Annotated in this window: 23 protein-coding genes and 3 pseudogenes; 15 read left to right on the forward strand and 11 right to left on the reverse strand. The window is 71.2% G+C overall.

Annotated elements, in window-relative coordinates:
- Positions 1 to 46: 46 nt before the first annotated feature.
- Complete coding sequence (locus P2Q00_RS07235) at positions 47 to 1675, forward strand: S53 family peptidase (RefSeq protein WP_275770643.1); 1629 nt, start codon at positions 47 to 49, stop codon at positions 1673 to 1675.
- Positions 1676 to 1776: 101 nt separating this feature from the next.
- Here P2Q00_RS07235 and merB read toward each other — a convergent pair whose 3' ends face one another.
- On the reverse strand, positions 1777 to 2382 hold the full coding sequence (gene merB, locus P2Q00_RS07240; protein WP_275770645.1) for an organomercurial lyase: 606 nt from the start codon (positions 2380 to 2382) through the stop codon (positions 1777 to 1779).
- Positions 2383 to 2506: 124 nt separating this feature from the next.
- On the opposite strand from merB, the pseudogene P2Q00_RS07245 reads away from it, so the two are divergent.
- Positions 2507 to 2800: pseudogene (locus P2Q00_RS07245) on the forward strand (AraC family ligand binding domain-containing protein); the annotation flags it as partial.
- A gap of 230 nt (positions 2801 to 3030) precedes the next feature.
- Positions 3031 to 3171: pseudogene (locus P2Q00_RS07250) on the forward strand (helix-turn-helix domain-containing protein); the annotation flags it as partial.
- Between the two features lie 50 nt (positions 3172 to 3221).
- Here the strand turns inward: P2Q00_RS07250 and P2Q00_RS07255 are convergent.
- From P2Q00_RS07255 to P2Q00_RS07270, 4 genes and pseudogenes are all read right to left on the reverse strand, one after another.
- The gene (locus P2Q00_RS07255) at positions 3222 to 3947 is read right to left on the reverse strand and encodes a VOC family protein (RefSeq protein ID WP_275770646.1); all 726 of its coding nucleotides are present in this window, start codon (positions 3945 to 3947) and stop codon (positions 3222 to 3224) included.
- 139 nt (positions 3948 to 4086) lie between these two features.
- Entirely contained in the window at positions 4087 to 5247 is a 1161-nt protein-coding gene (locus P2Q00_RS07260) for an NAD-dependent formate dehydrogenase (protein ID WP_275770649.1), read from the reverse strand.
- 105 nt (positions 5248 to 5352) lie between these two features.
- A complete protein-coding gene (locus tag P2Q00_RS07265; protein ID WP_275770650.1) occupies positions 5353 to 6285 on the reverse strand; it encodes a LysR family transcriptional regulator in 933 nt (310 codons plus the stop codon).
- A 28-nt stretch (positions 6286 to 6313) separates the two neighbouring features.
- Positions 6314 to 7000 (reverse strand): annotated as a pseudogene (locus P2Q00_RS07270) (M24 family metallopeptidase); the annotation flags it as partial.
- A gap of 510 nt (positions 7001 to 7510) precedes the next feature.
- Here P2Q00_RS07270 and P2Q00_RS07275 point away from each other — a divergent pair.
- Complete coding sequence (locus P2Q00_RS07275) at positions 7511 to 8614, forward strand: polymorphic toxin type 44 domain-containing protein (protein ID WP_275770652.1); 1104 nt, start codon at positions 7511 to 7513, stop codon at positions 8612 to 8614.
- Between the two features lie 45 nt (positions 8615 to 8659).
- On the opposite strand, the gene P2Q00_RS07280 is transcribed toward P2Q00_RS07275, so the two are convergent.
- From P2Q00_RS07280 to P2Q00_RS07290, 3 genes are all read right to left on the reverse strand, one after another.
- The gene (locus P2Q00_RS07280) at positions 8660 to 9775 is read right to left on the reverse strand and encodes an acyl-CoA dehydrogenase family protein (protein ID WP_275770653.1); all 1116 of its coding nucleotides are present in this window, start codon (positions 9773 to 9775) and stop codon (positions 8660 to 8662) included.
- A gap of 50 nt (positions 9776 to 9825) precedes the next feature.
- Positions 9826 to 10620: a transglutaminase domain-containing protein gene (locus P2Q00_RS07285; RefSeq protein WP_275770655.1), complete on the reverse strand. Its 795-nt coding sequence runs from the start codon at positions 10618 to 10620 to the stop codon at positions 9826 to 9828.
- 100 nt (positions 10621 to 10720) lie between these two features.
- Positions 10721 to 11932: a cytochrome P450 gene (locus P2Q00_RS07290; RefSeq protein ID WP_275770656.1), complete on the reverse strand. Its 1212-nt coding sequence runs from the start codon at positions 11930 to 11932 to the stop codon at positions 10721 to 10723.
- A 112-nt stretch (positions 11933 to 12044) separates the two neighbouring features.
- On the opposite strand from P2Q00_RS07290, the gene P2Q00_RS07295 reads away from it, so the two are divergent.
- The 7 genes from P2Q00_RS07295 to P2Q00_RS07325 all read left to right on the forward strand — a co-directional run bounded on the left by P2Q00_RS07295 (position 12045) and on the right by P2Q00_RS07325 (position 16926).
- Positions 12045 to 12716: a TetR/AcrR family transcriptional regulator gene (locus P2Q00_RS07295; RefSeq protein WP_275770658.1), complete on the forward strand. Its 672-nt coding sequence runs from the start codon at positions 12045 to 12047 to the stop codon at positions 12714 to 12716.
- A 128-nt stretch (positions 12717 to 12844) separates the two neighbouring features.
- Positions 12845 to 13267: a YciI family protein gene (locus P2Q00_RS07300; RefSeq protein ID WP_275770659.1), complete on the forward strand. Its 423-nt coding sequence runs from the start codon at positions 12845 to 12847 to the stop codon at positions 13265 to 13267.
- Positions 13260 to 14405 carry an RNA polymerase sigma factor gene (locus P2Q00_RS07305; protein WP_275770661.1) on the forward strand — a complete coding sequence of 382 codons (1146 nt, stop codon included), beginning with the start codon at positions 13260 to 13262 and terminating at the stop codon, positions 14403 to 14405. The genes P2Q00_RS07300 and P2Q00_RS07305 overlap by 8 nt, the downstream gene beginning before the upstream one ends.
- 186 nt (positions 14406 to 14591) lie before the next feature.
- On the forward strand, positions 14592 to 15824 hold the full coding sequence (locus P2Q00_RS07310) for a cytochrome P450 (protein WP_275770663.1): 1233 nt from the start codon (positions 14592 to 14594) through the stop codon (positions 15822 to 15824).
- Positions 15825 to 15894: 70 nt separating this feature from the next.
- The gene (locus P2Q00_RS07315) at positions 15895 to 16215 is read left to right on the forward strand and encodes a DUF2089 domain-containing protein (protein WP_275770665.1); all 321 of its coding nucleotides are present in this window, start codon (positions 15895 to 15897) and stop codon (positions 16213 to 16215) included.
- Positions 16212 to 16472 (forward strand): hypothetical protein, encoded by a 261-nt coding sequence (locus P2Q00_RS07320; RefSeq protein ID WP_275770667.1) that lies wholly within the window; start codon positions 16212 to 16214, stop codon positions 16470 to 16472. The genes P2Q00_RS07315 and P2Q00_RS07320 overlap by 4 nt, the downstream gene beginning before the upstream one ends.
- A 22-nt stretch (positions 16473 to 16494) precedes the next feature.
- Entirely contained in the window at positions 16495 to 16926 is a 432-nt protein-coding gene (locus P2Q00_RS07325) for an SHOCT-like domain-containing protein (RefSeq protein WP_275770669.1), read from the forward strand.
- Between the two features lie 263 nt (positions 16927 to 17189).
- Here the strand turns inward: P2Q00_RS07325 and P2Q00_RS07335 are convergent, their stop codons facing one another.
- Genes P2Q00_RS07335 through P2Q00_RS07345 form a run of 3 tightly spaced genes read right to left on the reverse strand, consistent with a single transcriptional unit; the run spans position 17190 to position 20184 of the window.
- On the reverse strand, positions 17190 to 18149 hold the full coding sequence (locus tag P2Q00_RS07335; RefSeq protein ID WP_275770671.1) for a nitronate monooxygenase: 960 nt from the start codon (positions 18147 to 18149) through the stop codon (positions 17190 to 17192).
- 44 nt (positions 18150 to 18193) lie between these two features.
- On the reverse strand, positions 18194 to 19135 hold the full coding sequence (locus P2Q00_RS07340; RefSeq protein WP_275770673.1) for an LLM class flavin-dependent oxidoreductase: 942 nt from the start codon (positions 19133 to 19135) through the stop codon (positions 18194 to 18196).
- Positions 19132 to 20184 (reverse strand): helix-turn-helix transcriptional regulator, encoded by a 1053-nt coding sequence (locus P2Q00_RS07345; RefSeq protein WP_275770675.1) that lies wholly within the window; start codon positions 20182 to 20184, stop codon positions 19132 to 19134. The genes P2Q00_RS07340 and P2Q00_RS07345 overlap by 4 nt, the downstream gene beginning before the upstream one ends.
- 232 nt (positions 20185 to 20416) lie before the next feature.
- Between P2Q00_RS07345 and P2Q00_RS07350 the strand changes: the two genes are divergently transcribed.
- Genes P2Q00_RS07350 through P2Q00_RS07365 form a run of 4 tightly spaced genes read left to right on the forward strand, consistent with a single transcriptional unit; the run spans position 20417 to position 25787 of the window.
- Positions 20417 to 21466: a sugar ABC transporter substrate-binding protein gene (locus P2Q00_RS07350; protein ID WP_275770676.1), complete on the forward strand. Its 1050-nt coding sequence runs from the start codon at positions 20417 to 20419 to the stop codon at positions 21464 to 21466.
- Positions 21467 to 21475: 9 nt separating this feature from the next.
- Positions 21476 to 23047, forward strand: a complete 1572-nt coding sequence (locus P2Q00_RS07355; protein ID WP_275770677.1) for a sugar ABC transporter ATP-binding protein — start codon at positions 21476 to 21478, stop codon at positions 23045 to 23047.
- Positions 23044 to 24042 carry an ABC transporter permease gene (locus P2Q00_RS07360; RefSeq protein WP_275770679.1) on the forward strand — a complete coding sequence of 333 codons (999 nt, stop codon included), beginning with the start codon at positions 23044 to 23046 and terminating at the stop codon, positions 24040 to 24042. Before P2Q00_RS07355 ends, P2Q00_RS07360 begins: the two co-directional genes overlap by 4 nt.
- A gap of 47 nt (positions 24043 to 24089) precedes the next feature.
- Positions 24090 to 25787, forward strand: coding sequence for an amidohydrolase (locus tag P2Q00_RS07365; protein WP_275770681.1), 1698 nt, complete (start codon positions 24090 to 24092; stop codon positions 25785 to 25787).
- The last annotated feature ends 3 nt before the right edge of the window (positions 25788 to 25790 follow it).

Genomic DNA, 25790 nt, shown 5'->3' on the forward strand with positions numbered 1-25790 from the left:
GGTTCCGCTTCCGGGACACCACCCCCCACTCCTCCGGAGGACCTCAGTGAAGTCACGCCTGAAACTGCTCGGTCTGGTCACCGTGCCGGCCCTGCTCGCCGCCGCCGTTCCCGCCGCGTACGCCGCCGGCACCGCCCAGCCGCACGCAACTCGCGCCGCCATCACCGGAGATGTCCTCAAGGGCCTGAACAAGAACGCGACCCGCACCGGCACCGTCGCCGCCGGGAAGCGGATATCGGTGGCGATCAGCCTGACTCCGAGAGACGACAAGGCACTCGACACCTTCGTCGCCAAGGTCAGCAACCCGCGGTCGAGTTCCTACGGCCACTATCTGACGAAGCGCCAGTTCGCGGCCCGCTTCGGCCGGACCGACGCAGAGGTCAAGCAGCTCAAGGACTACCTGCGGGCGCAGGGGCTCACCATCGGCAAGGTCCACTCGGGCAACCTGCTGGTCGACGCCAGCGGCACCGCCGCCCAGCTGCAGAAGGCGTTCGGCACCAAGCTGTCGACCTTCAAGGACACGGCGTCGGGCCGCTCGTTCTACGCCAACGAGGCCGCGCCGACCCTGCCGGCCTCCGTCGCCTCCCTCGTCAGCGACGTGGCCGGCCTCAACAACCGCCTCACCCTGCACCACCAGGCGCCCTCCACCGTCAACCCGCACAACGGCCCTGGCGGCGGCTACACCCCGGCCCAGCTCAAGGGCGGCTACAACGTCTCCGGCACGTACACCGGCAGCGGCCAGAAGATCGCGCTGCTGGAGTTCGACGGCTTCCAGCAGTCCAACATCACGACATACGACAACAACTACAGCCTGGGCTCCCCCACCCCGACCGTGTCCAAGGTCGACGGCGGCTCCGGCGCGCTCGGTGACGGACAGGTCGAGGTCGAGCTGGACATCGAGGTCCTGCACGCGATCGCCCCCACGGCGAACGTCACCGTCTTCGAGGGCCCCAACTCCGACGCGGGCGAGGTCGACACCTACCAGGCCATCGTCGACAGCGGCATCCCGACCACCTCGATCAGCTGGGGCGCCGCCGAGAGCGCCCGCACCACCTCCGGCATCAACGCCGTGGACGCGGTCTTCAAGGCGGGCGCCGCCGAGGGCCTCGGCTTCTACGCGGCCTCCGGCGACGACGGCTCCGACGACGCGGGCGACGGCGGCACCTCCGTCGACTACCCGGCCAGCGACCCGTACGTCACCGGTGTCGGCGGCACCAAGCTGACGGTCACCTCGTCCAACGCCTTCAGCAAGGAGGTGGCCTGGTCCGGCGGCGGTGGCGGCAAGTCCTCCGTCTTCAAGATCCCGAGCTGGCAGACGGCCGTCCAGAAGAGCGCGGGCGGCGGCTTCCGCCAGGTCCCGGACGTCTCGGCGCACGCCAACCCCAGCCCCGGCGTCTCGATCTACTCGCAGGGCTCCTGGTCCTCGGTGGGCGGCACCAGCGCGGCGGCGCCCGAGTGGGCGGCGTTCGCGGCCCTGTACAACCAGCAGGCCGCGGCGGCCGGCAAGGCCAACCTCGGCTTCGCCAACCCCGCCCTCTACACGGCGAGCGGCACCGGCTTCCACGACATCACCAGCGGCAGCAACGGCGCCTACTCCGCGGCCACCGGCTGGGACTTCACCACGGGCTGGGGCTCGTACAACGCGGCGACCCTGGCGAGCAAGCTGCTCGGCTGACCGTCGGTCGCTGAAAACTGACGAACAAGGCGCGGGCCGGGATCACTTCCGGCCCGCGCTTCGGTGTGCCGGTTCCTGGCCGGGACGGACGGTCCGGGACTTCAGTCGGGCAGTCCCCAGAATGATCCGTGCAGCCCGACCTCGGCGAAATAGGCGCCGGCGGCGACCGGGTCGCGGTGGGTGTAGCCGGGTTCCAGGCGTCCGGTGTACCAGTCGCGGGCGAGGCACCACAGGGTGGGCAGGTCCATGACGTAGCCGCGCTGCTGGCCCGTCCGCTGCAGCCAGGTGTCGACGCAGCCGGTGGAGCAGAACAGGCGCTGGTTGCCGTATGTGTGCACGACATCGTCCCAGGCCCGGTGCATGGGGGTGAGGAAATGGGCCACCTGGTCGCCGGGCGGGGGTGCGTCCCGGCCGACCACCCAGGCGTGCGGGGTGTCGCAGGCCGGACAGCGGGTGGCGACCAGGACGTCGGGCTCGGCGTGGAGCAGGTAGGGGATGGCGAACGAGTCCCAGCCGCAGCCGCCCCACCACAGCGTGTGCGTCCCCATGACGGAGAAGCCGAGCGGCACGGACGTGAAGGGGTGGGCCATCACGACGTGGTCGTTGTCCTGCGGGTCCAGGACCACGTCATGGCTTGCGTGAAGGGTGCGCAGCTCCTGACGTACCTGGTCCGGGGCGAGTGCGGTGAGGGCGGCGAGTTCCGGCACGCCCGGTGCGCGACCGCTGCGGGCGAATCCGCGGTAGACGGCCCGGCGGACCCGCTCCGTCCCGTTCTGCGTTCCGTGCAGGCTCGTCGGGGCACACGCCCGCTTCGAGCACTACGCCTATCCGATGCACGCCCACGACACGTACTCCTTCGGAGTCACCGACGACGGCGCCCAGTCGTTCGTGTGCCGAGGAGAGCGGCACGTCAGCGCGGCCGGCCTGGTCATGGCGTTCAATCCGGACGAGCCGCACGACGGACGCTCGGCCGTCCACCACGGATACCGCTACCGGATGCTGCACCTCGGCGAGGATCTGGTCCGGGATGTCCTGGACGACGCGGCTCCCCGCAGCGCCGGGCTGCCGCTCTTCGACACCCCGGTGGTGGACGACCCGGCCCTGGCCCGAGCCGTGGCACGCCTCCACACCGCGGCCGTCGCGAACGCGCCCCGCCTGGCCGTCGAGGAACGCCTCACCGCCGCCCTACTGGCCCTGTCGCGCAGCGCCGCCACCCGTCCGGCTCGTCTGCCGGACCCGCAGGGCCGGGTGGACCTGGCCGCCATGGGCGGGCGCGCGGTCTGCTGCGGCAGCGATTCGCCGAGAACATCACCGCCGACGATCTGGCCCGGGCGGCCGGCTGCAGTCGCTTCGCGCTGTACCGGGGATTCCGTGCGGCGTACGGCTTCGCGCCCAGTGACTACCAACGCGATCTGCGGTTGCGCCGAGCCCGTGCGCTCCTGGCCGGGGGCTCGGCACCGTCGACGACGGCCGCCGAGGCAGGCTTCGCGGACCAGGCCCATCTCACCCGATGGTTCACCCGCACCTACGGCGTCACCCCGGCCGCCTATCGCGCGGGCGTCAACACACAGAACTCGTTGCCGTCGGGATCGGCCATCTCCACCCGACCGGCCTCGTCCGGACCGGTGTCGACGAGGGTCGCCCCGAGGGAGACGAGACGGTCGACCTCCGTTTTCTGATCGCCGTCGGCAGGTGGGGCGAGGTCGAAACGCAGCCGGTTCCTCCCGGTCTTCGGCGCCACCGGCGGACCACCCCAGGTGATCTTCGGACCGCCGTGCGGTGAACGGATCGCGGTCTCCTGGTCCTGGTCCCAGACCAACGGAAACCCCAGCGCTTCGTTCCAGAAATAGCCGACTTGCTGCGAACCGTCGCAGGCCAGCGCCCCGATGAAGCCACAGTCGGCGAGGAATGTGTTACCCGGCTCGATGACGCAGAACTCGTTGCCCTCGGGGTCGGCCAGCACCACATGACTTTCCTCCGGGCGCTGGCCGACGTCGATGTGCCGTCCGCCGAGTTCCAGCGCCCTGGCCACCGTCTGCCGCTGGCCTTCCAGGGATGTGCTCGTCAGATCGAAATGCATCCGATTCTGGCCGGCCTTCTGCTGCTGGGTCGGAGCGAAACGGATGCGGAACCCGGTGTCGTCACCGGGCAGAAGCGCGACGCCGTCGTGCGGATCGTCGGCCGTCTCCCACCCCAGGAGCCCGGACCAGAACTCCCCAAGACGCAGCGGGTGATTCGCATCGAAGCAGAGCGCGAACAGTCGACAAGCCATTCCCCGCGCATCTCCGATCCGTCCGCCGTTGACCGCTGTCGGCAGGGCGCCACAGCCGTCCTTCGCACGGAACCATAGGGGCAAGTCGGCCCATCCGCACCCGAGTTGTTCGACGGCCGCCGGAACCCTGCAGGATGCTTCACTTGGTGACCGAGTAGGAGTGGGCGCCGGTGCCGGCCAGCGCGCCGCCGTCGACGATCAGGTACTCGTCCCGGATCGGCCGCCCGGCCAGCCATGCCTCCAGGATCTCCCGGGTGCCGGCCGCATAGCGGGCCTGCGCGGAGAGGCAGGAGCCGGAAATGTGCGGGGTCATGCCGTGGTGCGGCATGGTGCGCCAGGGGTGGTCGGCGGGGGCCGGCTGTGGGTACCAGACGTCACCCGCGTACCCCGCCAACTGCCCGCTGCACAGGGCACGTTCGACGGCATCCCCGTCGACGATCTTCGCCCGGGCGGTGTTGATGAGGTAGGCGCCCCGCTTCATCGTGGCGAGGAGTTCGTCGCCGAACAGGCCCTCGGTCTCCGGGTGGAGGGGCGCGTTGACGGTGACGACGTCGCAGTGCGGGACCATCTCGGCGGCCGAGGCGTGGAAGACCAGCCCCAGCTCGCGCTCGACCGCCTCGGGCAGCCGGTGGCGGTCGGTGTAGTGCAGCTTCACGTCGAAGGGCGCGAGCCGACGCAGTACGGCGAGGCCGATGCGCCCGGCGGCGACCGTGCCGACGTGCATGCCCTCCAGGTCGTACGAACGGGCCACGCAGTCCCCGATGTTCCAGCCGCCGTCCAGGACGACCTGGTGGGAGGGCAGGTAGTTGCGCACCAGGGACAGCGTCATCATCACCACGTGCTCGGCGACGCTGATGCTGTTGCAGTACGTCACCGCGGCGACCGTCACCCCATGCGCGATCGCCGCGTCGAGGTCGACGTGGTCGGAGCCGATGCCCGCCGTGACGGCGAGCTTGAGGTTCCCGGCGGCGGCGATCCGCTCCGCGGTCAGGTACGCCGGCCAGAACGGCTGCGAGATCACGACGTCCGCATCGGGCAGCTCACGGTCGAAGACCGAGCCGTCGCCGTCCTTGTCGGAGGTGACGACCAGGGTGTGCCCGGCCTTCTCCAGGAAGGAACGCAGGCCGAGTTCGCCGGAGACGCTGCCCAGCAGGTGGCCCGGGGTGAAGTCGATCGCCTCGGGGGTCGGGGCGGTCTGGCCGCCGGGGTAGCGGCCGATGGCGGGGAGGTCGTCACGGGCGTACGTGGTCGGGTATCCGTCGGTGGGGTCGTCGTACAGAACGCAGAGCACCTTGGCCATGTCGCGGCTCCTCAACTGGCGTTGCGGGAAGGTGCAGTTCACGATCCTCGCCGCTGTTCGCCCTGGTCAAAGCGATCCTTGCTATGTCCGTATAGGCGGCGGCTATCACCCGCGTCCGTCGAGGTGGGTGCGCAGGAGTTCGTCGAGGGCCTGTCGTACGTTCGCCTCCCTGGCCACGGTCAGCAGCGCGCCGGCGAGGACGGACGGCGGGTCGTCGGGGCCGACCACCAGTCCCACCCGGGGACCGTGCGCGGGACCGTCCAGTGGCACCACCCGCATCCCCTCCGGCACTCCGAACATGTGCAGCCACGCGTGCGAGATCACGCTGGACCAGCGCCCGCCGGGCAGGTGCGCGTAGAGCCCGGCGACAGTGTCCGACTCGATCGCGGGGATCGCCTTGGCGCCGTCCGCGGCGAAACACTCGTCGATGATGCGGCGGTTGCGCATCCGCGGGCCCAGCAGACAGAGCGGGAGCGCGGCGGCCTGTGCCCAGCGGACCGTCGACGCCCCGGCAAGCGGGCCGCCGACCGGGGTGAGGAGGACGTACCGCTCCTCGTACAGGGGCAGCCGGCCCAGGCCGGCCAGTGCTTCGTCGTCGAGGTACGTCAGCGCCGCGTCCAGCTCGAACTCGGTCAGCCCGCGCGTGATCTCGGTGGAGGACAGTGACTCGATGCTCACCCGGGCCCGGGGGTGGCGCTCGCAGAACGGGTTCGTCAGCAAGGACGCAATGGGCAGCGCGGTGGGAACCACCCCGAGGCGGAGGGTGCCGGTCAGCCCATCGCCCAACGTCGACAACTCCTGCCGCAGCCCGTCGCGTTCGGCGAGGATGCGGTGCGCCCACGCCAGGACCACCTCGCCCTCCGGAGTCAGCCCCTCGTACCTTCTGCCGCGCCGCACGATCGGCACACCCAGCTCGTGTTCGAGCCGCCGTATCGCGGCGGACAGCGACGGCTGGGAGACATAGCAGGCGGCCGCCGCGCGGACGAAGTGCCGCTCACGGGCGAGTGCGACCAGGTATTCCAGCTGACGCAGCAGCATGCACGGCCCCCTGGGGTTTCGGTGTGCCGAGGGTGAGCAGCTCCTCGTGGAAACCGCCGAACTCCCGCTCCCGGTCGACAAGATGGATCTCCAGGATCCAGTGACAGCCGCGCCCGGCCTTGTCGGTGCGGCGCAGTGGTGTGTCGTTGGCCGGGGTGATGTACGACTCCACGTCGGCCCCGTCGATCCACTCGTGCGGGAACTCGCCGACCAGGTGCCCGGCGTGCCAGCCGCCCAGCTCCCAGCCGGCGTCGGCGGCCAGCCGCTCCACCTCGGCGTACAGCCGCTTCCCGGTGATGTCCGGATCGCTCTCGAAGTACCGCTTGCCGGCGGCGAAGACCTTCGGCAGGTCGTCCCGCAGCCGATGCTTGACCGGGTCGTCGCCCAGGACGAAGGTCCGGCCGAAGTCGGCCTCGTACTCCTCGAAGACGGGTCCGAAGTCGGCGAACACGATGTCGTCCGCGCCGATGATCCGGTCCGGCGGGTTCTCCCGGTAGGGCATCAGCGTGTTCGGTCCCGACCGGACGATCCGCTTGTGCCAGTGCCGGGTGGTGCCGAACAGCTCGTTCGCCAGGTCCCGTACGCGGTCGCTGACCGCCCGCTCCCCCTGGCCGGGTGCGACGAGCCCACGTGCTTCGATCTCCGTGAAGAGCCGTTCGGCCTTGGCCTGGGCATCCAGCAGTCGCGCGGCGCGCGTGGGTTCGTCATCCGTCATGGGGCCGAACCTAGCCAGCCTGATCGTCTGCGACAACGGGATTCCCGCGGCACCGCCGCCCCTGCCAGGGCTATTCGAGGTGGTCCTGCTCGTCGGCAGAGAGCTCGGCGCCTCGGACAAGGTCCTGCTCACCGCGTTCGAGGCGGGGCTGGTCGAGTCCGGAATGCAGAACCTCAATTACGGCGACCGGGACTCGCTGGGAGTCTTCCAGCAGCGCGCGAGCTGGGGGCCGGCCGTACAACGGATGAACGTCAACTACGCCGCGCACAAGTTCTTCGAGAAGGCCGTCCCGATCGACCGGGAGGAGCCGACGCTGACCGCAGGCCAGCTCGCCCAGCGGGTCCAGGTGTCGGCCTTCCCGGACCGCTACGACCAGCGTGAGGGGGCGGCCGCGACGCTGCTGAAGCAGACCGAGGACGCCGTACGTACGCCCCCGGGTCCGCCGCAGCAGCCCGCCCCGCCCCCGGGCCCCCGCAGACGCCGCCGGCGTCGGCGGAGGTGCTGCGGGAGGTGGCCCGCGCGGTCGGTGACATCGCCCGGCAGTTCGACGTGGTCGGCCGCAACGCCCTGCCCGCCACCGGCGAGGCCGCCACCGGCCTGTCGCACGCCAAGTTCAAGCTGGACCAGGGGCTGGTCGACACCCCGGAGGCCGTCGCCGTCGGGGCGGCCGCCAACCAGTTCGCCATGGCCGTACGCGAATCCACCGCCATCCGCGACGCGTTGGCGGAGGCGCTGGCGCTGTTCCGGCAGGGGCAGCAACGGGCGCACTACACCACGGTGGTCGACATCCCCGGAGCCGGCCTGACCATCGACCCCGCAACGGGCATCATCAACCCCCCGGCCCTGGGCGGCATCCTGGAACCGGTGACCGCCGGCGTGCAGAGGGTGGTGTTCCAGGACGAGATCAACAAGGCGTGCGATCTCGTGCGGGAGGCCGACGAGAACGCGGCCCGGGTGATCGGCCGGGACGTGAAGCGCGAACCCCCGGGCTACGACTGGCCGCAGGTCGCCACGCTCAAGGAGGCCGAGGCCGCCAAGAGCGAGGAACGGTTCCCGGCCGCCGAGCGGTACATCTTCGGGGAGATGCAGCGCAACATCCACACTCCGAACGCCGACAAGGCCAGGGAGATCCTGGCCTCGGGCGACCTGACGGAGATCGGCGTGGTGCTCGCGGCCTGGTACGAGAACGTCAAGTCGGGCGGGCCGTGGGACCACAAACCGAAGATCGAGAACGAGGTCGGGCTGGACAGCAGCGTCGACTTCTACTTCAAGGTCCCGAGCGACGCGCGGGGCCGGGAGGTCTACTACGACATCTGGTCCAACATCCACTACGGATACGTGGGCCGGGCCTGGGGTTTCACCCGCGGTTGGCTGCAGTTCGGCGCCGCCGCGGCCCCGGGCGCGGGCACCAACGACGAGGCCGACGTCGCCTCGGTCGACGTCGGCGTGCAACTGTGGAACAGGTTCGGCGAGGCGCTGCCTTTCGACGAACTCCACGCCGGGGTACTGGGCCTGGTCGACACGTTCCAGCGGCTCCAGGACCAGGGGACGAAGGTCACGCAGCTGCGAGTGTGGCACTACTCCCCGGAGGTCCTCGCAAGGACGATCAAGTGACCCCCAGATGACCCGGTGACCCGGTGACCCGGTTCGATAGTCCGTCTACGGGTAGCCGGGGAAGGGCTGCACGCCGGTGAGGACGGCGCCCGCGCCGTCGTAGATGCCCTCCTGGAGGAAGGCGTGCTGCGGGACCACGGAGGCATCCCGCAGGTAACGCTGCAGGGGGCCGGCCTCCGCGATGGCCGGGATGCCGGCGAGCTGGTACGCGGACCGGACGACGTCGAAGGAGGTCTGGGCGAGGTGGACGGAGGCCAGTCGCAGCAGGCTGGCCTGGTGTGCGGTGGCCGGGTCGCCGCGCTCCACCGTGTCCCAGACCTCCTGCGTCGCCTCGTAGAAGAAGGCGCGCGCGGAACGGAGTTGGGCCTCTGCCCGGCCCACGCCGATGCGGAACGTCGGACGGTCGGCAGGCCTGGGCGCGCCGGTGAAGCCGGAGCGCCCGCCCTCGGCGATGACGTGGTCGAGTGCGGCGCGGGCGACTCCGAGGCCGACGACGGCCAGCACCTGTGCGGCGTAGGCGACGGCCGGGTAGCGGTACAGCGGCTCGTCGACGGTGGGCGCGCCGCCACGGACGAAGGTCCACTCCTGCGGTACGACGATGCCGTCGACGGCGAGGTCGTGGCTGCCGGTGCCGCGCAGTCCGATGACGTCCCAGTTCTCGACGATCTCGACCTGCTCGGGCCGCAGTACGGCGGTCAGCGGCCGGCCTGCCCGGTCCTCGCCGGCCTTGATGCCGACGCCGAGGAGGTCCGCTCCCTTGCAGCCGCTGGCGAACTTCCAGCGGCCGTGGACCCGGTAGCCGTTACCGACCCGCTCGGCGGGCTGGACGGGGAACAGGCCCCCGGCGAAGGCGACATCGGGGCCGTCCGCATACAACTGGGCCTGCGTTTCGAGCGGCAGTGCGGCCAGGTAGATCAGGGAGGAGCCGAAGCTGGCGACCCAGCCCGCGGAGCCGTCGATCTCGGATATCCGCTCGATCCGCCGCAGGAATTCGGCCGGCGCCAGCGGCTCGCCGCCGAAGCGTCGCGGCGCACTGGCACGGTAGAGACCCGCCTTCTTGAATTCGGCGACGACATCACGCGGCACATGCCGCTTCTCGTCGAATTCATCCCGTCGGGCGGCCACCAGGGCCAATACATGCTCAAATGCCGCCTGGGTCATGAGAGTTGTCCTCTGGCGTGTGCCGGGCGCTTTTCGATTATTTGCTCACCCTACGGGCCGCGACGGCCAAGCACGGGCTCGGCCAGCATCCTCGCGGTCCGGCACAGGGTCTGGCCGTGCCGGGCGAAGAGTTCGTCGCGTGAGTCGAAGCGGCCGAGGTCGGCCAGGACGTAGGCCGAGAGATCGCATGCGGGGCCCGCGGCCGGGCAGAGGGTCGTCGCACCGTCCCAGTCGATCGCCGTTCTGGACAAGGCCTCGAAGAGGGTCTCCGCGTCGGCATTGGTGAAGCCGCCACCGTGACCGTCGCTCAACTCGCCCAGGCTGCCGAAGAGTTCCGAGACCGCCAGCCAGGGCGCGCCGGGGTGGGCGGTCGGCGACAGTCCCTCGATCCGGAATTCCGGCCACGCCAGCAGCACCTGATCCGGGACGAGCCGATGCAACCGGGGAAATCGCGGATACCAGAAACTCCCGTCCACCAGCAGCCCGCGCACCCGCGTGGCCACCCCTGACGCCCGCGCCACCGCCTCCAGCACGGCCAGCCGCTGGCTGCACGAGCCGCGACCACGGCGCAGCACCTCGGACACCGGCCGCTCGTCCTGCACCGAATACACCGGCCGCACGGCTGCGGCGATCCGTCGATGGGCGCGGCGCAGGGCCGCTGTCCGGTCGGCGGGTTCCGGTCCGGCTCCCGGGCCCGCTGCCATGCCGATCTGCCGATGCAATGAGGCAACAAGCGGATGCCGCCAGTCGAGGATCGGCGTCGGGGCCGTGCTCCCCGCCGCTGTTCCCCCGCCGGTCGCGCCGACGCGGGGACGGCCTCGTGGTGCGAGCAGCGAACTCGTCATGACCGTGTCCCTCTCGTCCAGCGCCCCAGGCAACCAGAGGCATCATGCCGGAGAAATTGAACACGTTCAACTGTGACGTTCGGTGACGTTCAGGGAGTGTTCACCAGGTCACGGGAAGCCCGGTCACCCCACCGGTGAGGGTGGTGCGCACCTCCAGCTCGTCGAGGGCCTTGGCGAGCCGGAGAGCGGGCAGGCGGCGGGCCAGGGTGGCGAAGACGACCCGGAGTTCGACGCGGGCCAGGCTTGCTCCGATGCAGAAGTGCACGCCGTGGCCGAAGCCGAGGTGGCCGCGTTCCGGGCGGTCGGGGTCGAAGGTCTCGGCGTCCGCGTAGACGGACGCGTCGCGGTTGGCGGAGTTGACCGAAAGGATCACGGCGTCACCGCGCCGGATGGTGACACCGGCGACATCGAGGTCGGTGTGGGCGTACCGGAGCAGACCCAGGTCACCGGGCGCGCCCATGCGCATGATCTCCTCGACGGTGGCGTTGACCCGGCCGGCGGGGTCGGCGGTCAGCGCCTGCCACTGGTCGCGGTGGGTGAGCAGGAGGAGCGTGCCCAGGCCGATGCGGTTGACCGTGGTCTCGTGCCCGGCGAACAGCAGCCCGACACAGAGGCGGATCATCTCGTCGTAGTCGTAGTCCGGGTCGGCGCTCTGGGCGCGGACGATGTCGGAGATCACGTCCTCGCCGGGCTGCGCGCGCTTGGTCTCGGCGAGGCCGGTCATGTAGGCGCTGAACTCGTCCCGTGCCCGGTGGGCCGCGTCACCGATGGCGTAGTTGGCCATGCGTTCCGACAGTGAGGCGAAGTACTCGTGGTCGTCCTGGGCCACCCCGAGCAGCCGGCAGATGACCGCGACGGGCAGCGGGAAGGCCAGCCCGGCATGCAGGTCGACGACTCCGTCGGGGGCGGCGGCATGCTCGGTGAGCAGCTGGTCGATGCAGTCGTCGACCAGCTGCTGCACATGGTCGGAGAGCATCTGCATCCGCTTGGCCGAGAACGCCGGGGTCAGCAGCCGGCGCATCCGGGTGTGGTCGGCCTCCTCGGTGTCGTAGTTGCCCGAGGGCCCCTCGAGTACCGCGGCGGAGGTGATGCGTGACGCCCGTTCCGGCTCGGGGTGGGAGCGGCCGAGCCGCTTGTCGCCGAGCAGGTCGCGGACCTCGTCGAAGCGGGTGACCAGCCAGGCCGGATCCCCGGCCGGTGTGGTGACCGGCGTGACCGGGGCCTCCCGGCGCAGCACCTCGTACAGCGGCGCGAGATCGAGGACGTTGGGACGGGTGAAGGGCAGCTGCGGACGCTGGGCGGCAACGCTCATGGCTCTCCTCCGGTGATCTTCCGGTGGTTCGACCGTAGCGCTTTATTGTCAGTCGCCGCCAATAATGTTTGCGCCAATCGGCCGCCCCGACAGAGGTGCCTAGGATCGGCCGATGGAGGACTTCAGAGTGAGCGCGGGCCGTGTACCACGCCGGGGGCGGCCGCCGGTGAGCGACGAGCAACGCGAGCGGCAGCGCCTCTTCATCTCCCGCCACGCGGTCCGGCTCTTCGCAGAACAGGGCGTGGCCGCCACCTCGGGCGAGCAGATCGCAGGGGCGGCGGGAGTCTCCGAGCGCACGCTGTGGCGCCATTTCCGCACCAAGGAAAGCTGCGTGGAGCCACTGCTCACGAAGACGATCGACGCCTTCCGGGCGGTCCTGCACGCCCGGCCGGCCGACACAGACCTCACAGAGCACCTGCGAGCCGCCTACCGGCCCGTCCTCGAATCCTCGTCCGGCACGGACATCGAGGCGGTGCACACCGTGGTCCGGCTGACCCGTGACGAGCCCGCGCTGCGTGCCGCCTACCTCATGCTCCGGGAGCGCGCGGAGGACACCTTCGCCGAGGTGCTCGCCGCACGCATGGGCATGCCGGCCGACGCGTTCGAGGTCCGCGCACAGGCCGCCGCCATGAACGCCGTACTCAAAGTGGCGGCCGACCACTTCGCCGACGACACCGCCGCAACCGGCATCACCCCCGAAACCCTGCGCCGGCACCGCGAACAACTCGCGGGCGCGCTCAGCCTCGTCACCCGGGGGCTCTCGGACAACAGATGGGGCGACTGACCCGTTGAAAAGCCGCGCTGCATCTCGCCAAAAGAATTTCGGACGGCGATGTCGAGAACGTGCGCCCGGCTCCGTCCCCGAGATGAAGGCGACCACAATGGGTCGCACGAACACCGAGGAGAACGACGATGGCCAAGTACCTGCTGCTCAAGCATTACCGCGGCGCCCCGGCTGCGGTCAACGACGTACCCATGGCCCAGTGGACGCCGGAGGAGATCTCGGCGCATGTGCAGTACATGAACGACTTCGCGGCACGGCTGGAGAAGACCGGCGAGTTCGTCGACAGTCAGGCGCTCGCTCCCGAGGGGACGTTCGTCCGGTACGACGGCGAGGGGCGCCCGCCGGTCACCGACGGCCCGTTCGCCGAGACCAAGGACGTCATCGCCGGCTGGATGATCATCGACGTCGACAGCTACGAGCGCGCCGTCGAGCTGGCCGGGGAGCTGTCGGCCGCCCCCGGGGCGGGTGGGAAGCCGATCCACGAGTGGCTGGAGCTGCGCCCGTTCCTGCACGCGACGCCCACCGTCACGGAGTGCCTCATCCATGGATGAGGCACTCCTCAGGAGCCTCACACCGAGCGTGCTCGCCGTCCTCGTCCGCCGCGGAGCCGACTTCGCGGCGGCCGAGGACGCCGTACAGGATGCACTCATCGAGGCGGTTCGCGTGTGGCCCGCCGACCCGCCGCGGGATGCGAAGGGCTGGCTGGTCACCGTGGCCTGGCGCAAGTTCCTCGACGCGACCCGGTCGGACGCCGCGCGCCGCCGACGTGAGGACCTCGTGGAGGAGGAGCCGGCACCCGGTCCCGCATCCCCCGTGGACGACACGCTCCAGCTCTACTTCCTGTGCGCCCACCCGTCGCTGACGCCGTCGTCCGCGGTCGCGCTCACGCTGCGCGCCGTCGGCGGGCTCACCACCCGGCAGATCGCCCAGGCCTACCTGGTGCCCGAGGCGACCATGGCGCAGCGGATCAGCCGGGCCAAGCGCACCGTGTCCGGCGTGCGGTTCGACCAGCCCGGCGATGTCGCCACCGTGCTGCGTGTGCTCTACCTGGTCTTCAACGAGGGCTACTCCGGCGATGTCGACCTCGCCGCCGAGGCCATCCGGCTCACCCGGCAGCTCGCGGCCGCGATCGACCACCCCGAGGTGGCCGGGCTGCTCGCGCTGATGCTGCTGCACCACGCGCGGCGCGCCGCCCGGACCGCGCCCGACGGCAGCCTGGTACCGCTCGCCGAGCAGGACCGCGGCCGGTGGGACACCGCCTCGATCGCCGAGGGTGTCGAGTTCCTTCAGGGGGCTCTCGCCCGCGACCGACTCGGCGAGTTCCAGGCCCAGGCCGCCGTCGCGGCCCTCCACGCGGATGCGCCCACCGCCGAGGAGACCGACTGGGTGCAGATCGTCGAGTGGTACGACGAGCTCGCGCGTCTGACCGACAGCCCCGTCGTCCGGCTCAACCGCGCAGTCGCCGTAGGCGAGGCCGACGGACCACGCGCCGGCCTGGCCGCGCTCGCCGCACTGGACGACTCGCTGCCCCGCCGCACCGCGGTGGCGGCCTACCTCCACGAGCGCGACGGCGACCTGGCGACGGCGGCACGGCTGTACGCCGAGGCGGCCCAGAAGGCGCCCAACCTCGCCGAGCGCGACCACCTGACCCGCCGGGCCGCCCGGCTCAACGCCCTTCGACGCCGCTGACGGCACCGGCGGACCACCCGCCAGGCAGCCGAGATCCGGCCAGATCGATCTCCTGTCAGCCCGCTGACCGGAAGTTGTCAGGTTCGTGGGCTTGCATGGCGACGGCTCCCTTCACCCGGCCTCGAAGGTCCCCCACCTTGAAGGTCCCTCATCGTGAAGGCGGTCCCCCCACCATGAAGGAGTGACATGACCCACGCCCCTGCCGACACCGCGGACGAGACGATCCCCGGGTTCCCGATGCCCCGGGCCGCCGGCTGCCCGTTCACCCCGCCCCCGGAGCTGATGCGACTGCATGCCGAACGGCCCGTCTCCCAGGTGCGGTTGTGGGACGGCACCACGCCCTGGCTCATCACCCGCTACGACGACCAGCGGGCGCTGTACGGCGACAACCGGCTCAGCGTCGATCCGAGGCGGGCCGGTTTCCCCCACTTCAGCGCGGCCTTCCAGCAGGCCTACTCCCAGATGCCGCCGTCCTTTCTCAACATGGACGACCCGGACCACGCCCGTATCCGCCGGATGGTCACGGCTCCGTTCACCATCAAGCGCATCGAGGCCATGCGTCCGGCGGTCCAGCGGATGACCGACGACTTCATCGACGCCATGCTGGACGGCCCCAAACCCGTCGACCTGGTGGAGGCTCTCGCCCTGCCGCTGCCGTCACTGGTGATCTGCGAACTGCTCGGAGTCCCGTACGACGACCACGAGTTCTTCCAGAGCAAGAGCAAGGTGGGGGTCCGTCGGGACGCCTCGCTCGACGATTCACGGGCCGCCTCCGGCGCGCTCCTCGCGTACCTGGACGAGCAGCTACGGGCCAAACTCGCCGACCCCGCCGACGACCTGCTCTCGGACCTGGCCGCCCGGATGCAGGCCGGCGACCTCACCCGCCAAGAGGCCGCGATGCTGGGCCTGTTGCTGCTCGGCGCCGGGCACGAGACGACCGCCAACATGATCGCCCTGGGCGTGCTCGCCCTGCTGGAGCACCCCGACCAGCTCGCCGTCGTCCGCGACACGGACGACCCGAAGGTCCTCGCGGGCGCGGTGGAGGAGATGCTGCGCTACCTCACCGTCGTCCACAACGGCCAGCGCCGCGTCGCCCTGGACGACATCGAGATCGGCGGACGGCTCATCCGCGCCGGGGAGGGCGTCATCATCCCGGGCGCCACCGGCAACTGGGAGCCCGACCGCTTCCCCGACCCCGAACGCCTCGACCTCCGGCGCGACGCCCGCCGCCACATGGCCTTCGGCTTCGGCATCCACCAGTGCCTGGGCCAGCCGCTCGCCCGCCTCGAACTCCAGGTCGTCTACGGCACGTTGTTCCGCCGCGTCCCCACCCTGCGCCGGGCCACCGACCTGGAGAAGATCCCGTTCAAGGACGACGGCGTCGTCTACGGCGTCTACGAGCTGCCGGTGAGCTGGTAGCAGCATCAGAGCCAGCGAGCCGAGGGCGGACCGGCAGGAGCTGACGGACCTGACGCAAGGACAGCCGTTCGTGGTCGAGCGGGTCCGCCTCACCGGCAGCGGCATCGCGATCGAGGGGCAGTTCGAGCCGCCGCAGCTGGCACAGCTCAGCATCGACGACCAGGTGTTCGTGGCCGCGTTCGTACGGTCGCACGGTTCGATCAAGGAGATGGAGCGGACCTTCGGGGTGAGCTACCCGACGGTCAAGTCCCGGCTGAACCGGATCGCCGAGCTACTCGACTTCGTCGACACCGACCCGGCCCCCACCGGCGCGGCCGACGTAGTCGACCGCCTGCGGCGGGGGGAGATCAGCGCCCAGGAGGCGCTGGCCGAGCTGGAGGAGTCCGGATGATCCCGTACCTGGTGACGGTGGGCTGTCGACGTCCCGACGGGCGCCGGTGGCGGCTGTACATCCCGGTCCTGCTGGTACTGCTGGTGCTGTCACCACTGCTGCTGCTCGCCGTGCTGGGCGGAGTCGTCGCCTGCCTCGTCACCGGGGTGAGCCCCGTGGGCGCGCTTCGCGGTGCCGGGCAGCTGCTGTGGGCGCTGCCCGGCACCCGGTTCGAGCTCGAGTACGACCGCACGGCGGTACAGGTCAGCGTCCGATGAGCGAGAGCAGCGAGGAGCAGCAATGAACGAGCAGCGCCGCCAGATCCTGGAGATGCTGGCCGAAGGAAAGATCACCGCGGACGAGGCCGAGCGGCTGATCGACGCCCTCGAACGGGACCGGCCCGGGTCGCCGCCAGGAGTCACCTCCCCTACGAAATCCCGGCCCAAGTACCTGCGCGTGGTGCTGAACTCGGCCGAGACCTCCGGCGGTGACGGACCCACCCGGATCAACGTCCGGATCCCCCTGCAACTGCTGCGCGCCGGGGTCCGGCTCACGAGCCTGATCCCCCCTCAGGCGCTCACCAAGATCAACCAGCAGCTGGACAAGTCAGGGGTGCCGATCGACCTCGCCGAGCTCAGGCCGCAGCACCTGGAGGACCTCATCGAGCAGCTCGACGAAGTGAACATCGACATGGACGACCCCGACACCAAAATGCAGGTGTTCTGCGAGTGACACGTCTTCCGCCGGACGCAGACGCAGATGCGCCCGGACCGACACCTGCGGCCCGGGCGCGCCCACTGCAGATCCACGCGGAGCTCAACTCGCGCTGCACACAGTGCCGTTGAGCGTGAAGGCCGTCGGGGCGGTATTCGTGCTCCCCTTACCGGCGATGAAGCCCACGGTGACCGAGCCGCCGGCGGGAAAGGTGGAGGTGTAGGAGGCGGGGGCACTATGCCGAGTACACGTCAAAGCATCTCGCACCCTCCTGTCCGGCGTCAGCGTCTGCCCGCCCGGCCCAGGGCCTCCTCGGCCTGCGCCGCCAGAGCGGCGACGAGGTCGGCCGCGGGCGGCAGGTCGGTGATGAGGTCGATGGCCTCGCTCGCCCATACCGGCAACGGTGGTATCTCGCCTCGCTCCACGTCGGCCCAATACGCCTGCTGCACCTGCGGGTTGGCGGCGAGTTCCGCCTCCCGGCCCCGCCACTGGTCGAGATACGGATGGCCGAGCGTGCGCGCCGTGTACCGCGACGGCCAGTCGGACCCGCGGGCGATGTCCAGGGCACGGTTGCGCTCCGTGTCCTCCCCGCTCCCCTCGACGATCGCCTTGGCGATGGAAGGGTCGACCAGCGCCTCGGCCGTGGCCTGGAAGCGGGTGCCGACGAGCGCCCCGGCCGCTCCCAGCACCAGGGCGGCGGCCACGCCCCGGCCGTCGGCGATCCCTCCGGCCGCCAGCACCGGCACCGGTGCCACGAGATCGACCACGACCGGTACGAACGGCAGCGTGGACCGCCCGTGCCGGGCACCGTGCCCGCCGCTCTCGCTGCCCTGCGCCACGATCACGTCGGCGCCGAGATCGACCGCCTGCCGGGCCTCCTCCAGATCGGTGACCTGGATGATCAGCTTCGCCCCGGCCGCGCGGACACGTTCGACGAACGGGCTCGGATCGCCGAAGGACAGCATCACCGCCTCGGGCCCGTGCTCCAGTGCCGCTTCGACGGCGCCGATGTCGACCCCCCAGGTCAAGAACCCTACGCCCCAGGGCAGTTCGGCACCTGCCACGATCGGCACCTCACGGGCCAGCCACTCCCGGTCCCCTCCCCCGGCCCCCAGGAACCCGAGTCCGCCGCCGCGTGAGACGGCCGCGGCCAGCGCGCCACCGGCCGAACCGCCCATCGGGGCCAGCGCGATCGGGTGCCGTACTCCGAACATCTTCGTGAACGCCGTAGACAACGCCATGACGGCCATCATCACACCGCGATCGGGGCGTCGGGCCGCCGCCCCTACGCGGTCAACGCCTCGACCCGGCGCATCACTTCGCGGCAGAACGCCCCGACCCCGTCCGGGTCGTCGATGAACTGGTTCGGCTTGATACAGAACGTCGTGAAGCCCTGTTCCAGCTGTTCCGGAATCGACGCGAGGGCCGCGCCGAGGTCCGCGGGCGAGTGGTCGTCGGGGAAGACGGCCTGGGTGCCGCCGATCATCTCCAGGTCGGTGACGTCCCGGCCGGCGGCGGCCATGGCGTCCTTGAGCAGCTGGAGGTCCTGCGGTGCGGGCCTGCCCAGCGGATGGAACCCGTGGCCGTATCGGACGAGTCGGCGCAGGACGGGGCCGTGCAGGCGCTGGCCCCCGAACCACAGCCGGGGGCCTTCGGGGCGGTGGGCCTTGGGCTCGAAGTAGACGTCCCGGAAGGGGTAGTGCTCGCTCTCGTGCGAGATCGGGGACGGGGCCCAGGCCTTCGCCCACACCTCCAGGTGTTCGTCGAGCAGACGGCCCCGCTTGCCGAAGGGCACACCGAGGGCGTCGTACTCGTCCCGGCTCCAGCTGACCGTGGGCTGCACCAGCAGCCGGCCCTCGCTGAGCAGGTCGAGGGTGCCCAACTCCCTTGCCATGAGCAGCGGATGGCGCAGCGGGGCGAGGACGGCCGCGGCGGCAAGGCGCAGCCGCTCGGTGACGGAGGCGATCGAGGCGAGCAGGAGCAGCGAGTTGGGCCAGGGGGTGTACGGATCCTGGTTGCCCGGGAGGGCGTAGTCGCGGGGGTTGCCCATGATGCCGTCGGCGCCCGCGTCGGGGCCGAGCACGATGTGTTCGCTGACCATGACCGAGTCGAAGCCGGCGTCCTCCTCCTCGCGGGCCCACCGTACGGCCGCGGGCAGATCGGCGCGGCCGCCGGTGAGGGTCCAGTTCTCGCTGAGGACGAGCAGCATGCGGGGTGTGCGGGTCATCGTCGGCGTGCTCCTTGTTCCCGGGCGGCGGGCGCCCGTTCCACGAAGTGGTCGAGGTCTTCCGGTCCGGGCCGCAGTACGCCGTCCCGTACGGCGAGCGCGGTGGCCTCGGCGCGCGAGGCGCAGCCGGTCTTGCGGAGCAGGTGCTCGATATGGCTGTGCACGGTCCGCGGCGACAGGAACAGCGCCTGCGCGATGGCCCGGTTGGTCTGCCCCCTGGCCGCCCGCGTGAGCACCTCCAGCTCCCGCGGACTCAGTCCGTACGGCAGCTCGGCGCGCTCCTGGTGCACCAGCACCGCCGTCCGTCCCACCCCCGGCCCGAGCGCGCAGCGGCGCAGCACCACACGGTGCCACTCGGATCCGACCGGCCACAGGGCCCGCAGGCGCAGGCCACCGCAGTGGGCGAACACCTCGACGAGCCGGGCGAAGTCCTCGTCCTGCAAGGCCCCGGCGGGCGCCCGGCCCGGCACGCGGACGACGCCCTCGGCGGTGACGAGGTTCGCGCCCGCCCCGGGCGGCAGATCGTCGAGGCGTTCGGCATGGGCCGTGGGGTCGGTGAGGACACCCAGCGCCGGGAGGATCGAGGCGAGCAGCTGCCGCGCCTCGGTGTCGTAGGTGTCCGCCCCTTCGGTGGACAGGTGGACCAGGCCGACCAGGCGGCCGTCGTGGCGCAGCGCCCCGGTCAGCCCGTCACGGAAGCCGGCCGGGCGGACCCGCTCTGCGTAGAACCAGCCGTGCCGGAAGCGGGGCCCGGGATCGTCGGCATCCTCGGAGATGGAGCGCGGCAGCTCCTGTCGTACGACGTTGGCGTACCAGGGGGTCGAGACGAACTCGGCGGCCAGGGCCTGGGAGGTCGCGGCGGTGTAGCCGACCCCGGCGATCTGCACATGCGTGCCGGAGACGGGGTCGATGCCGAGCAGGGTCACGGCGTCGAACGGCAGGGCCCGGCCGAGCTCCTGCAGGGCCTGGCCGCAGGCCGTGGCGGTGTCGCGTTCGCGGGTGAGCATGCCGATGCGGGTCGCGGCGGCGAGCTGCTGGTGGCTGAGCATGCGAGCCTCCCGAGGAACCCGTGGCTGCCGATTGTTTGGGCCCTAACGATAGGGGCGTCCTTGGCGCCGGGCAAGCCGTTCGCCACTCCAGTGAGGGGTTCCTCCTGGTCGACGCCGGTGGCTCGAAGAGTCGGTATTTGTACGGATGGCGAGGCAGCAGGCCCGGGGCTTTTCTGTTCGGCACAGCCGGACGCCCGCCGTGACGGGCCCGTTTCCCTGGGAGAGCACCGCCATGACCAGATTCCCGCAGGCCGTTCCCCCGGCCTCACGCCGGCAGTTCCTCGCGTGGTCGAGTGGTGTGGCGGCGGCCACCGCACTGGCCGCGGCGGGCTGTTCGGCGCCGGACGACGGCGCGGGCTCGGCGAAGGCCGCGAACGCGGCGGCCGGATCGTCGTCGGGCGCGAAGGCTCTCGGCAGGATCGGCCTGGACTATCCGTTCACCCAACTCCCGCTCTACGCAACGCTGGTGAAGCTCTCCACCGCCGCCGCGAAGAAGCACCACGTCTCCCTGCTGACCACGAGCGACGCGAGCAACGCCGACACACAGGCCACCAACCTGGGTGCCTGGGTCGCGCAGAAGGTCCCGGCCGTCGTGTCGTTCCCGATGGTCTTCGAGGCCACCGAGGCCATCGCGAAACGGGCGCTGGACGCCGGGCTGATCTGGGTGACGTACGGCGGAACGCTGGAGCACCAGAGCGCGGACATCCAGTTCAGCTTCCTCAAGGGCGGCACGCTGCTCGGGGAGGCCGCCGCGAAGTGGGCCCACGAGCAGCTCGGCGGCAAGGGCAAGGTCGCCTTCCTCACGGACAGCACGATCCAGCTGGGCCGCGAGCGGACCAAGGGCATGGTCGACGCATTCACCAAGCACGCGCCCGGTGTCGACGTCGTGGCGAAGGAGCAGGCGATCGATCCGGACACGGGACTGTCGAAGTCCCGGGCCATCCTGGCCAAGCATCCCGACCTGAACATCATCCTCGGGGTCACGGACGCCGCGGCCTACGGAGGCTTCAAGGCGCTGCAGCAGACGGGGCGGGCTAAAGACGACGCCAAGACCTTCGTCGGCGGGCAGGACGGTGCCGCTCCCTCGCTGCTCGCCGTCAAGCAGGGCACGTTCTACCGGGCCTCGGCCGCCCTGGCGCCGCAGGACATCGCCTCCGCCGTCGTCGATGTGCCGCTCGCGGTCGCCGCCGGGAAGAAGAACCCCGGCGTGCAGGTGCCGATCACGCTCGTCCGGCACGGCGACACCGCGCGGATCGACGCGCTGCTCGCCCAGAACTCGTAGGCGCCGGTCATGTCCGAACCGAAACTGCCGAACCTTCGTGTGCGTGGGCTGAGCAAGTCCTTCGGCGGCGTACGGGCGTTGGACGGCGTGGATCTCAGCGTCCCCGGGGGCCAGGTGCACGCCCTGCTCGGGCACAACGGCGCCGGCAAGTCCACCCTGATCAAGTGCCTCGGCGGGGCCTTCCCGCCGGACGCGGGCACCATCGAGGTGGGCGGGAGCAGTTGCACACGGCTGAGTCCGCGCGAGTCGATCGCCGCGGGCGTCGCGATCATCTTCCAGACGCTCAGCGTCGTCGACTCCCTGACGGTCGCCGAGAACATCTTCCTCGGCCAGGAGTGGACCCGCTACGGGCGGATCGACCGGCGCGCCCAGGAGGAGGTGGCCGCCGGGCTGCTGGAGCGTGTCGCGGCGCACTGCTCGCCGCGCGACCGGGTGGGCGAACTCCCCACAGGGCAGCGGCAGTTGGTGGAGATCGCCAAGGCGCTCAGCCGCAGCGCCTCGGTGCTGGTCCTGGACGAGCCGACCGCCGCGCTGTCGGGGGCCGAGAGCGACGCCCTGGCCGAGCGGGTGGAGGATCTGCGCGGCCAGGGACTGGCCATCGTGTACGTCACCCATCTGCTGGCCGAGGTGGAGCGGCTCGCGGACGCCGTGACCGTGTTGCGGGACGGGCGGGTGACCCATCAGTCGGACGTGTCGGGGTGGACGCGGCGGGAGTTGGTCGCCGCGATCGCCGGTCCGGCGGCCGGCAGCGGTGCCGTGCCCGCCGGCAGGGGGCGGGCGCGCCCCGCGGAGGCCATGCGTCCGGCCCGGCTCACGGTGGAAGGGCTGCGCGGCCCCGGATTCGGGCCCGTCGACCTCCGGGTCGCCGACGGTGAGATCGTCGGCCTGCACGGGCTCATCGGCTCCGGCCGTACGCGCATTCTGGAGACGCTGTACGGCAGGCGCCGCGCGTCCGGCGGAACGGTGTGCGTCGGTGACCGTGCCGTCGCGGCCACTCGCCCGGCCGAGGCGCTGGCCGCGGGGATCGCACTCGTTCCGGCGGACCGGCGCCAGCAGGGGCTGTTCCCGGGGCTGAGCGCGCAGGACAACGCGCTGCTGCCGTCGATCCGTCCGCTCGCACGGCGGGGCGTGCGGCGGCTGGCCCGCGAGCGGCGGATCTTCGACGCACTGTCCGAGACGGTCGGGCTGCGCCCCGCCCGACCGCGGCTGCCGGCCGCCGCCTTCTCCGGCGGGAACCAGCAGAAGCTCGTCCTGGGACGCTGGATCAACGAAGCCCGCAGCGTGGACGTCCTGCTGCTGGACGAGCCCACGCAGGGCGTCGACGTGGGTGCCCGGCAAGAGATCTACCAGGTCGTCTCCGCACTCGCCGAACAGCGGGGCACGGCCGTGCTGTTCGCTTCCAGCGACCCGGAGGAAGTCGTCGCGCTGGCCGACCGCTGCCTGATCGTCGCCGCGGGACGGATCGTGGGCGAGCTGAGCGGGGCCGAACTCACCGAGGCGGCGCTGCTGTCGGCCGTACACGACGCAGACGTGGACATGCACAACCCGGACAAGCTCGCGACCTCGGAAGGAGCGGTATGACCACCGCGACCACCTCATCCGCCGACCGTCTCGTTCCGGGGCCGCGCGCTCTGGCCGGCGGTGGGCTGACCGCCGTGCGGCGGCATCCGCTGCTCGTCGTGCTCGCCCTGATGGTGCTGGTGTTCCAGCTGACGACCGGGAGCTTCCTCGACTCGGGGAATCTGCGCGGGATCGCCACCGACGCGGCCACACTCACCATCGTTGCCGTGCCGCTCGCGCTGCTGGTCATCAGCGGCTACCTGGACCTGTCGGTCGGCTCCACACTCGCACTGGGCGGGCTGGTGGCCGGCTGGCTCGCCGGGCAGCAGCACCAGTCGCCGGTCGTCGCGGTGCTCGGCGCGCTCGTCGTCGGCGCGGCGGTCGGCGTCGTGAACGGCATCCTGTGCTGTTGCCTCGGGCTGTCCGCCTTCATCGTGACGCTGGGCATGCTGACCGCCGTGCGCGGGCTGGCACAGCAGCTCTTTCCGCTGCCGCTGAGCAGCTTCGGGTCGGGGTTCGCCTGGCTCGGCGGGGCGCGTATGGCCGGGATCGACGCGCCGGTCGTCATCGCCGCACTGGTTCTTGTGACGGGCGCCCTGTTTCTGGCGCTGACCCCGGCCGGGCGGCATGTCTTCGCCATCGGCGTCAACCGGGAGGCCGCCTACCTCTCCGGCATCGGCGTGCGCCGTACGCCCTTCGCACTGTTCGTCGTCACGGGCGTCGCGGCAGCTCTGGCCGGGGCCATCAAGGCGTCGGTGCTGGACAGTGTCGTCGCCGGAACCTCGGGGGCCGGGTTCGAACTGACCGTGCTCACCGCCGTGTTGCTCGGCGGAGTCGCGCTGACCGGCGGCTCGGGCTCGGTCTTCGGGGTGCTGCTCGGCGTGCTCTTCCTCGGTTGCCTGCAGAACGGACTCACCCTGCTGAACGTGCCCGCCTTCTGGCAGCAGATGGCCCAGGGGGTCGCCCTCGTGGCCGGTGCGGCCCTCGCCTACTTCGGTCCGCGGCTGACGCGGTGACCCGTCCCTCGACCTACGTTTCTCAGATCAGAGCAGAGAGGCATCGCGTGAGCGACAGCACCCCCACCCTCATCCTGACCGGCGGCCAGGTCCTGACCGTCGACGACGGCTTCACCGTGGCCGAGGGCGTGGCCGTGCGCGGCCGTAACATCGTCGCCGTCGGCAGCGACGCCGAAATCCGCGCCCTGGCCGGGCCCGGCACACGCGTCGTCGAACTGAACGGCCGGACCGTCCTGCCCGGCATCAACGACTCCCATCTGCACGGGGCGGCGTACGGCATGACGAAGCCGCCTTTCGCCATCGCCGTCGGATACCCGGCGGTGGGTTCGATCGCCGACGTCGCGGCCGCCGTGGAGCGTGCGGTGACGGCCTCCCGGCCCGGCGAGTGGATCGTGGGGCTGGGCTGGGATCCCGGTTACCTCGCGGAGTGTCTCGCCGATCCGCGCCGCTTTCCGCACCGCCGCGACCTGGACGCCGTCGCGCCGCACAACCCGGTCTGTCTGACCGACTTCTCCTCGCACATGGTGTGGGTCAACGGCGCGGCGCTGCGCCAGTGCGGCATCGACGCGGCGAGCGCGCCCCCGGCGGGCGGCGTCATCGATCTGGGCCCGGACGGCGAGCCGACCGGCATCCTGCGCGAGGCCGCCCAGGGCCTGGTCCAGGCGGCACTCCCCTCCCCCACGGTCGCCCAGCGCCGCCACGCCATCCAGAACGTCATCGCCGAGCTCCACTCCCGCGGCATCACCAGCTATACGGAGCCCGGTCTCGGCCCCGGCGGCACCACCACCCTCTTCGGCGGCCTGAGCACCGACAACTGGACCGCCTACGCCGACCTCGCCGCCACCGGCGAACTGCAGGCCCGGGTCAGCGTCCTGCTGCTGCCGGCGCCCATGGGCGGCTCCGCCGACGACCTGCGCAAGGGGCTGGCCGAGCTGCGCCGCCCGCAGTCCGCCGAACCGCGCCTGCTGCGCGCCATAGGTGTCAAGATCTTCGCCGACGGGGTACCGCCGAACCGCACGGCCTGGATGAACGAGCCGTACGCCGACGGCGGCCGCGGCGCGCTGTGCGTGCACGGCGACACCCCGGCGCTCCAGGTCGAGGAGGTGCGCGAGATGATCCGCACCGCCCACGAGGCGGGCTTCCAGCTCGGCGTGCACGTCACCGGCGACCGCGCCATCGACACCGTCGTGAACGCCTTCGTCGCCGCGAACGAGGCCGCCCCGCGGCCCGACGCCCGGCACTACGTCATCCACGGCGACTTCGTCGGCGCCGGCAGCCTCGCCAAGCTCGCCGCGCACGGATACGGCATCAACATGAACCCCGCCATCAAGTGGACCATCTCCGACCTGATGGACGAGGTCGTGGGGCCCGAGCGCTCCGCGTACCAGTGGCCCGTGCGGTCCGCCGTCGAGGCCGGGGTCGCGGTGTGCGCCAGTTCCGACGCACCGATCACCGAGCCCGACTGGCGGCAGGGCGTGGCCGCGATGATGCTGCGGGAGTCCAAGGCGAGCGGCCGCAGGAGCGGTCCGGAGCAGTGTGTGGGCCTGGCCGAGGCCCTGCGGGCGTACACGATCAATGCGGCCCGGCAGGACTTCGCGGAGGAGTGGAAGGGGTCGATCGAGACCGGGAAGGTCGCGGACCTGTGCGTACTGGACCGTCCGCTGCTGGATCTGGACCCGCACGAGATCACGGACGCGGAGGTGGACCTGACGGTCTTCGACGGACGCATCGTCCACGAGCGCTAGCTC

The organism is Streptomyces coacervatus (assembly GCF_029223485.1).
GTDB lineage: Bacteria > Actinomycetota > Actinomycetes > Streptomycetales > Streptomycetaceae > Streptomyces > Streptomyces coacervatus.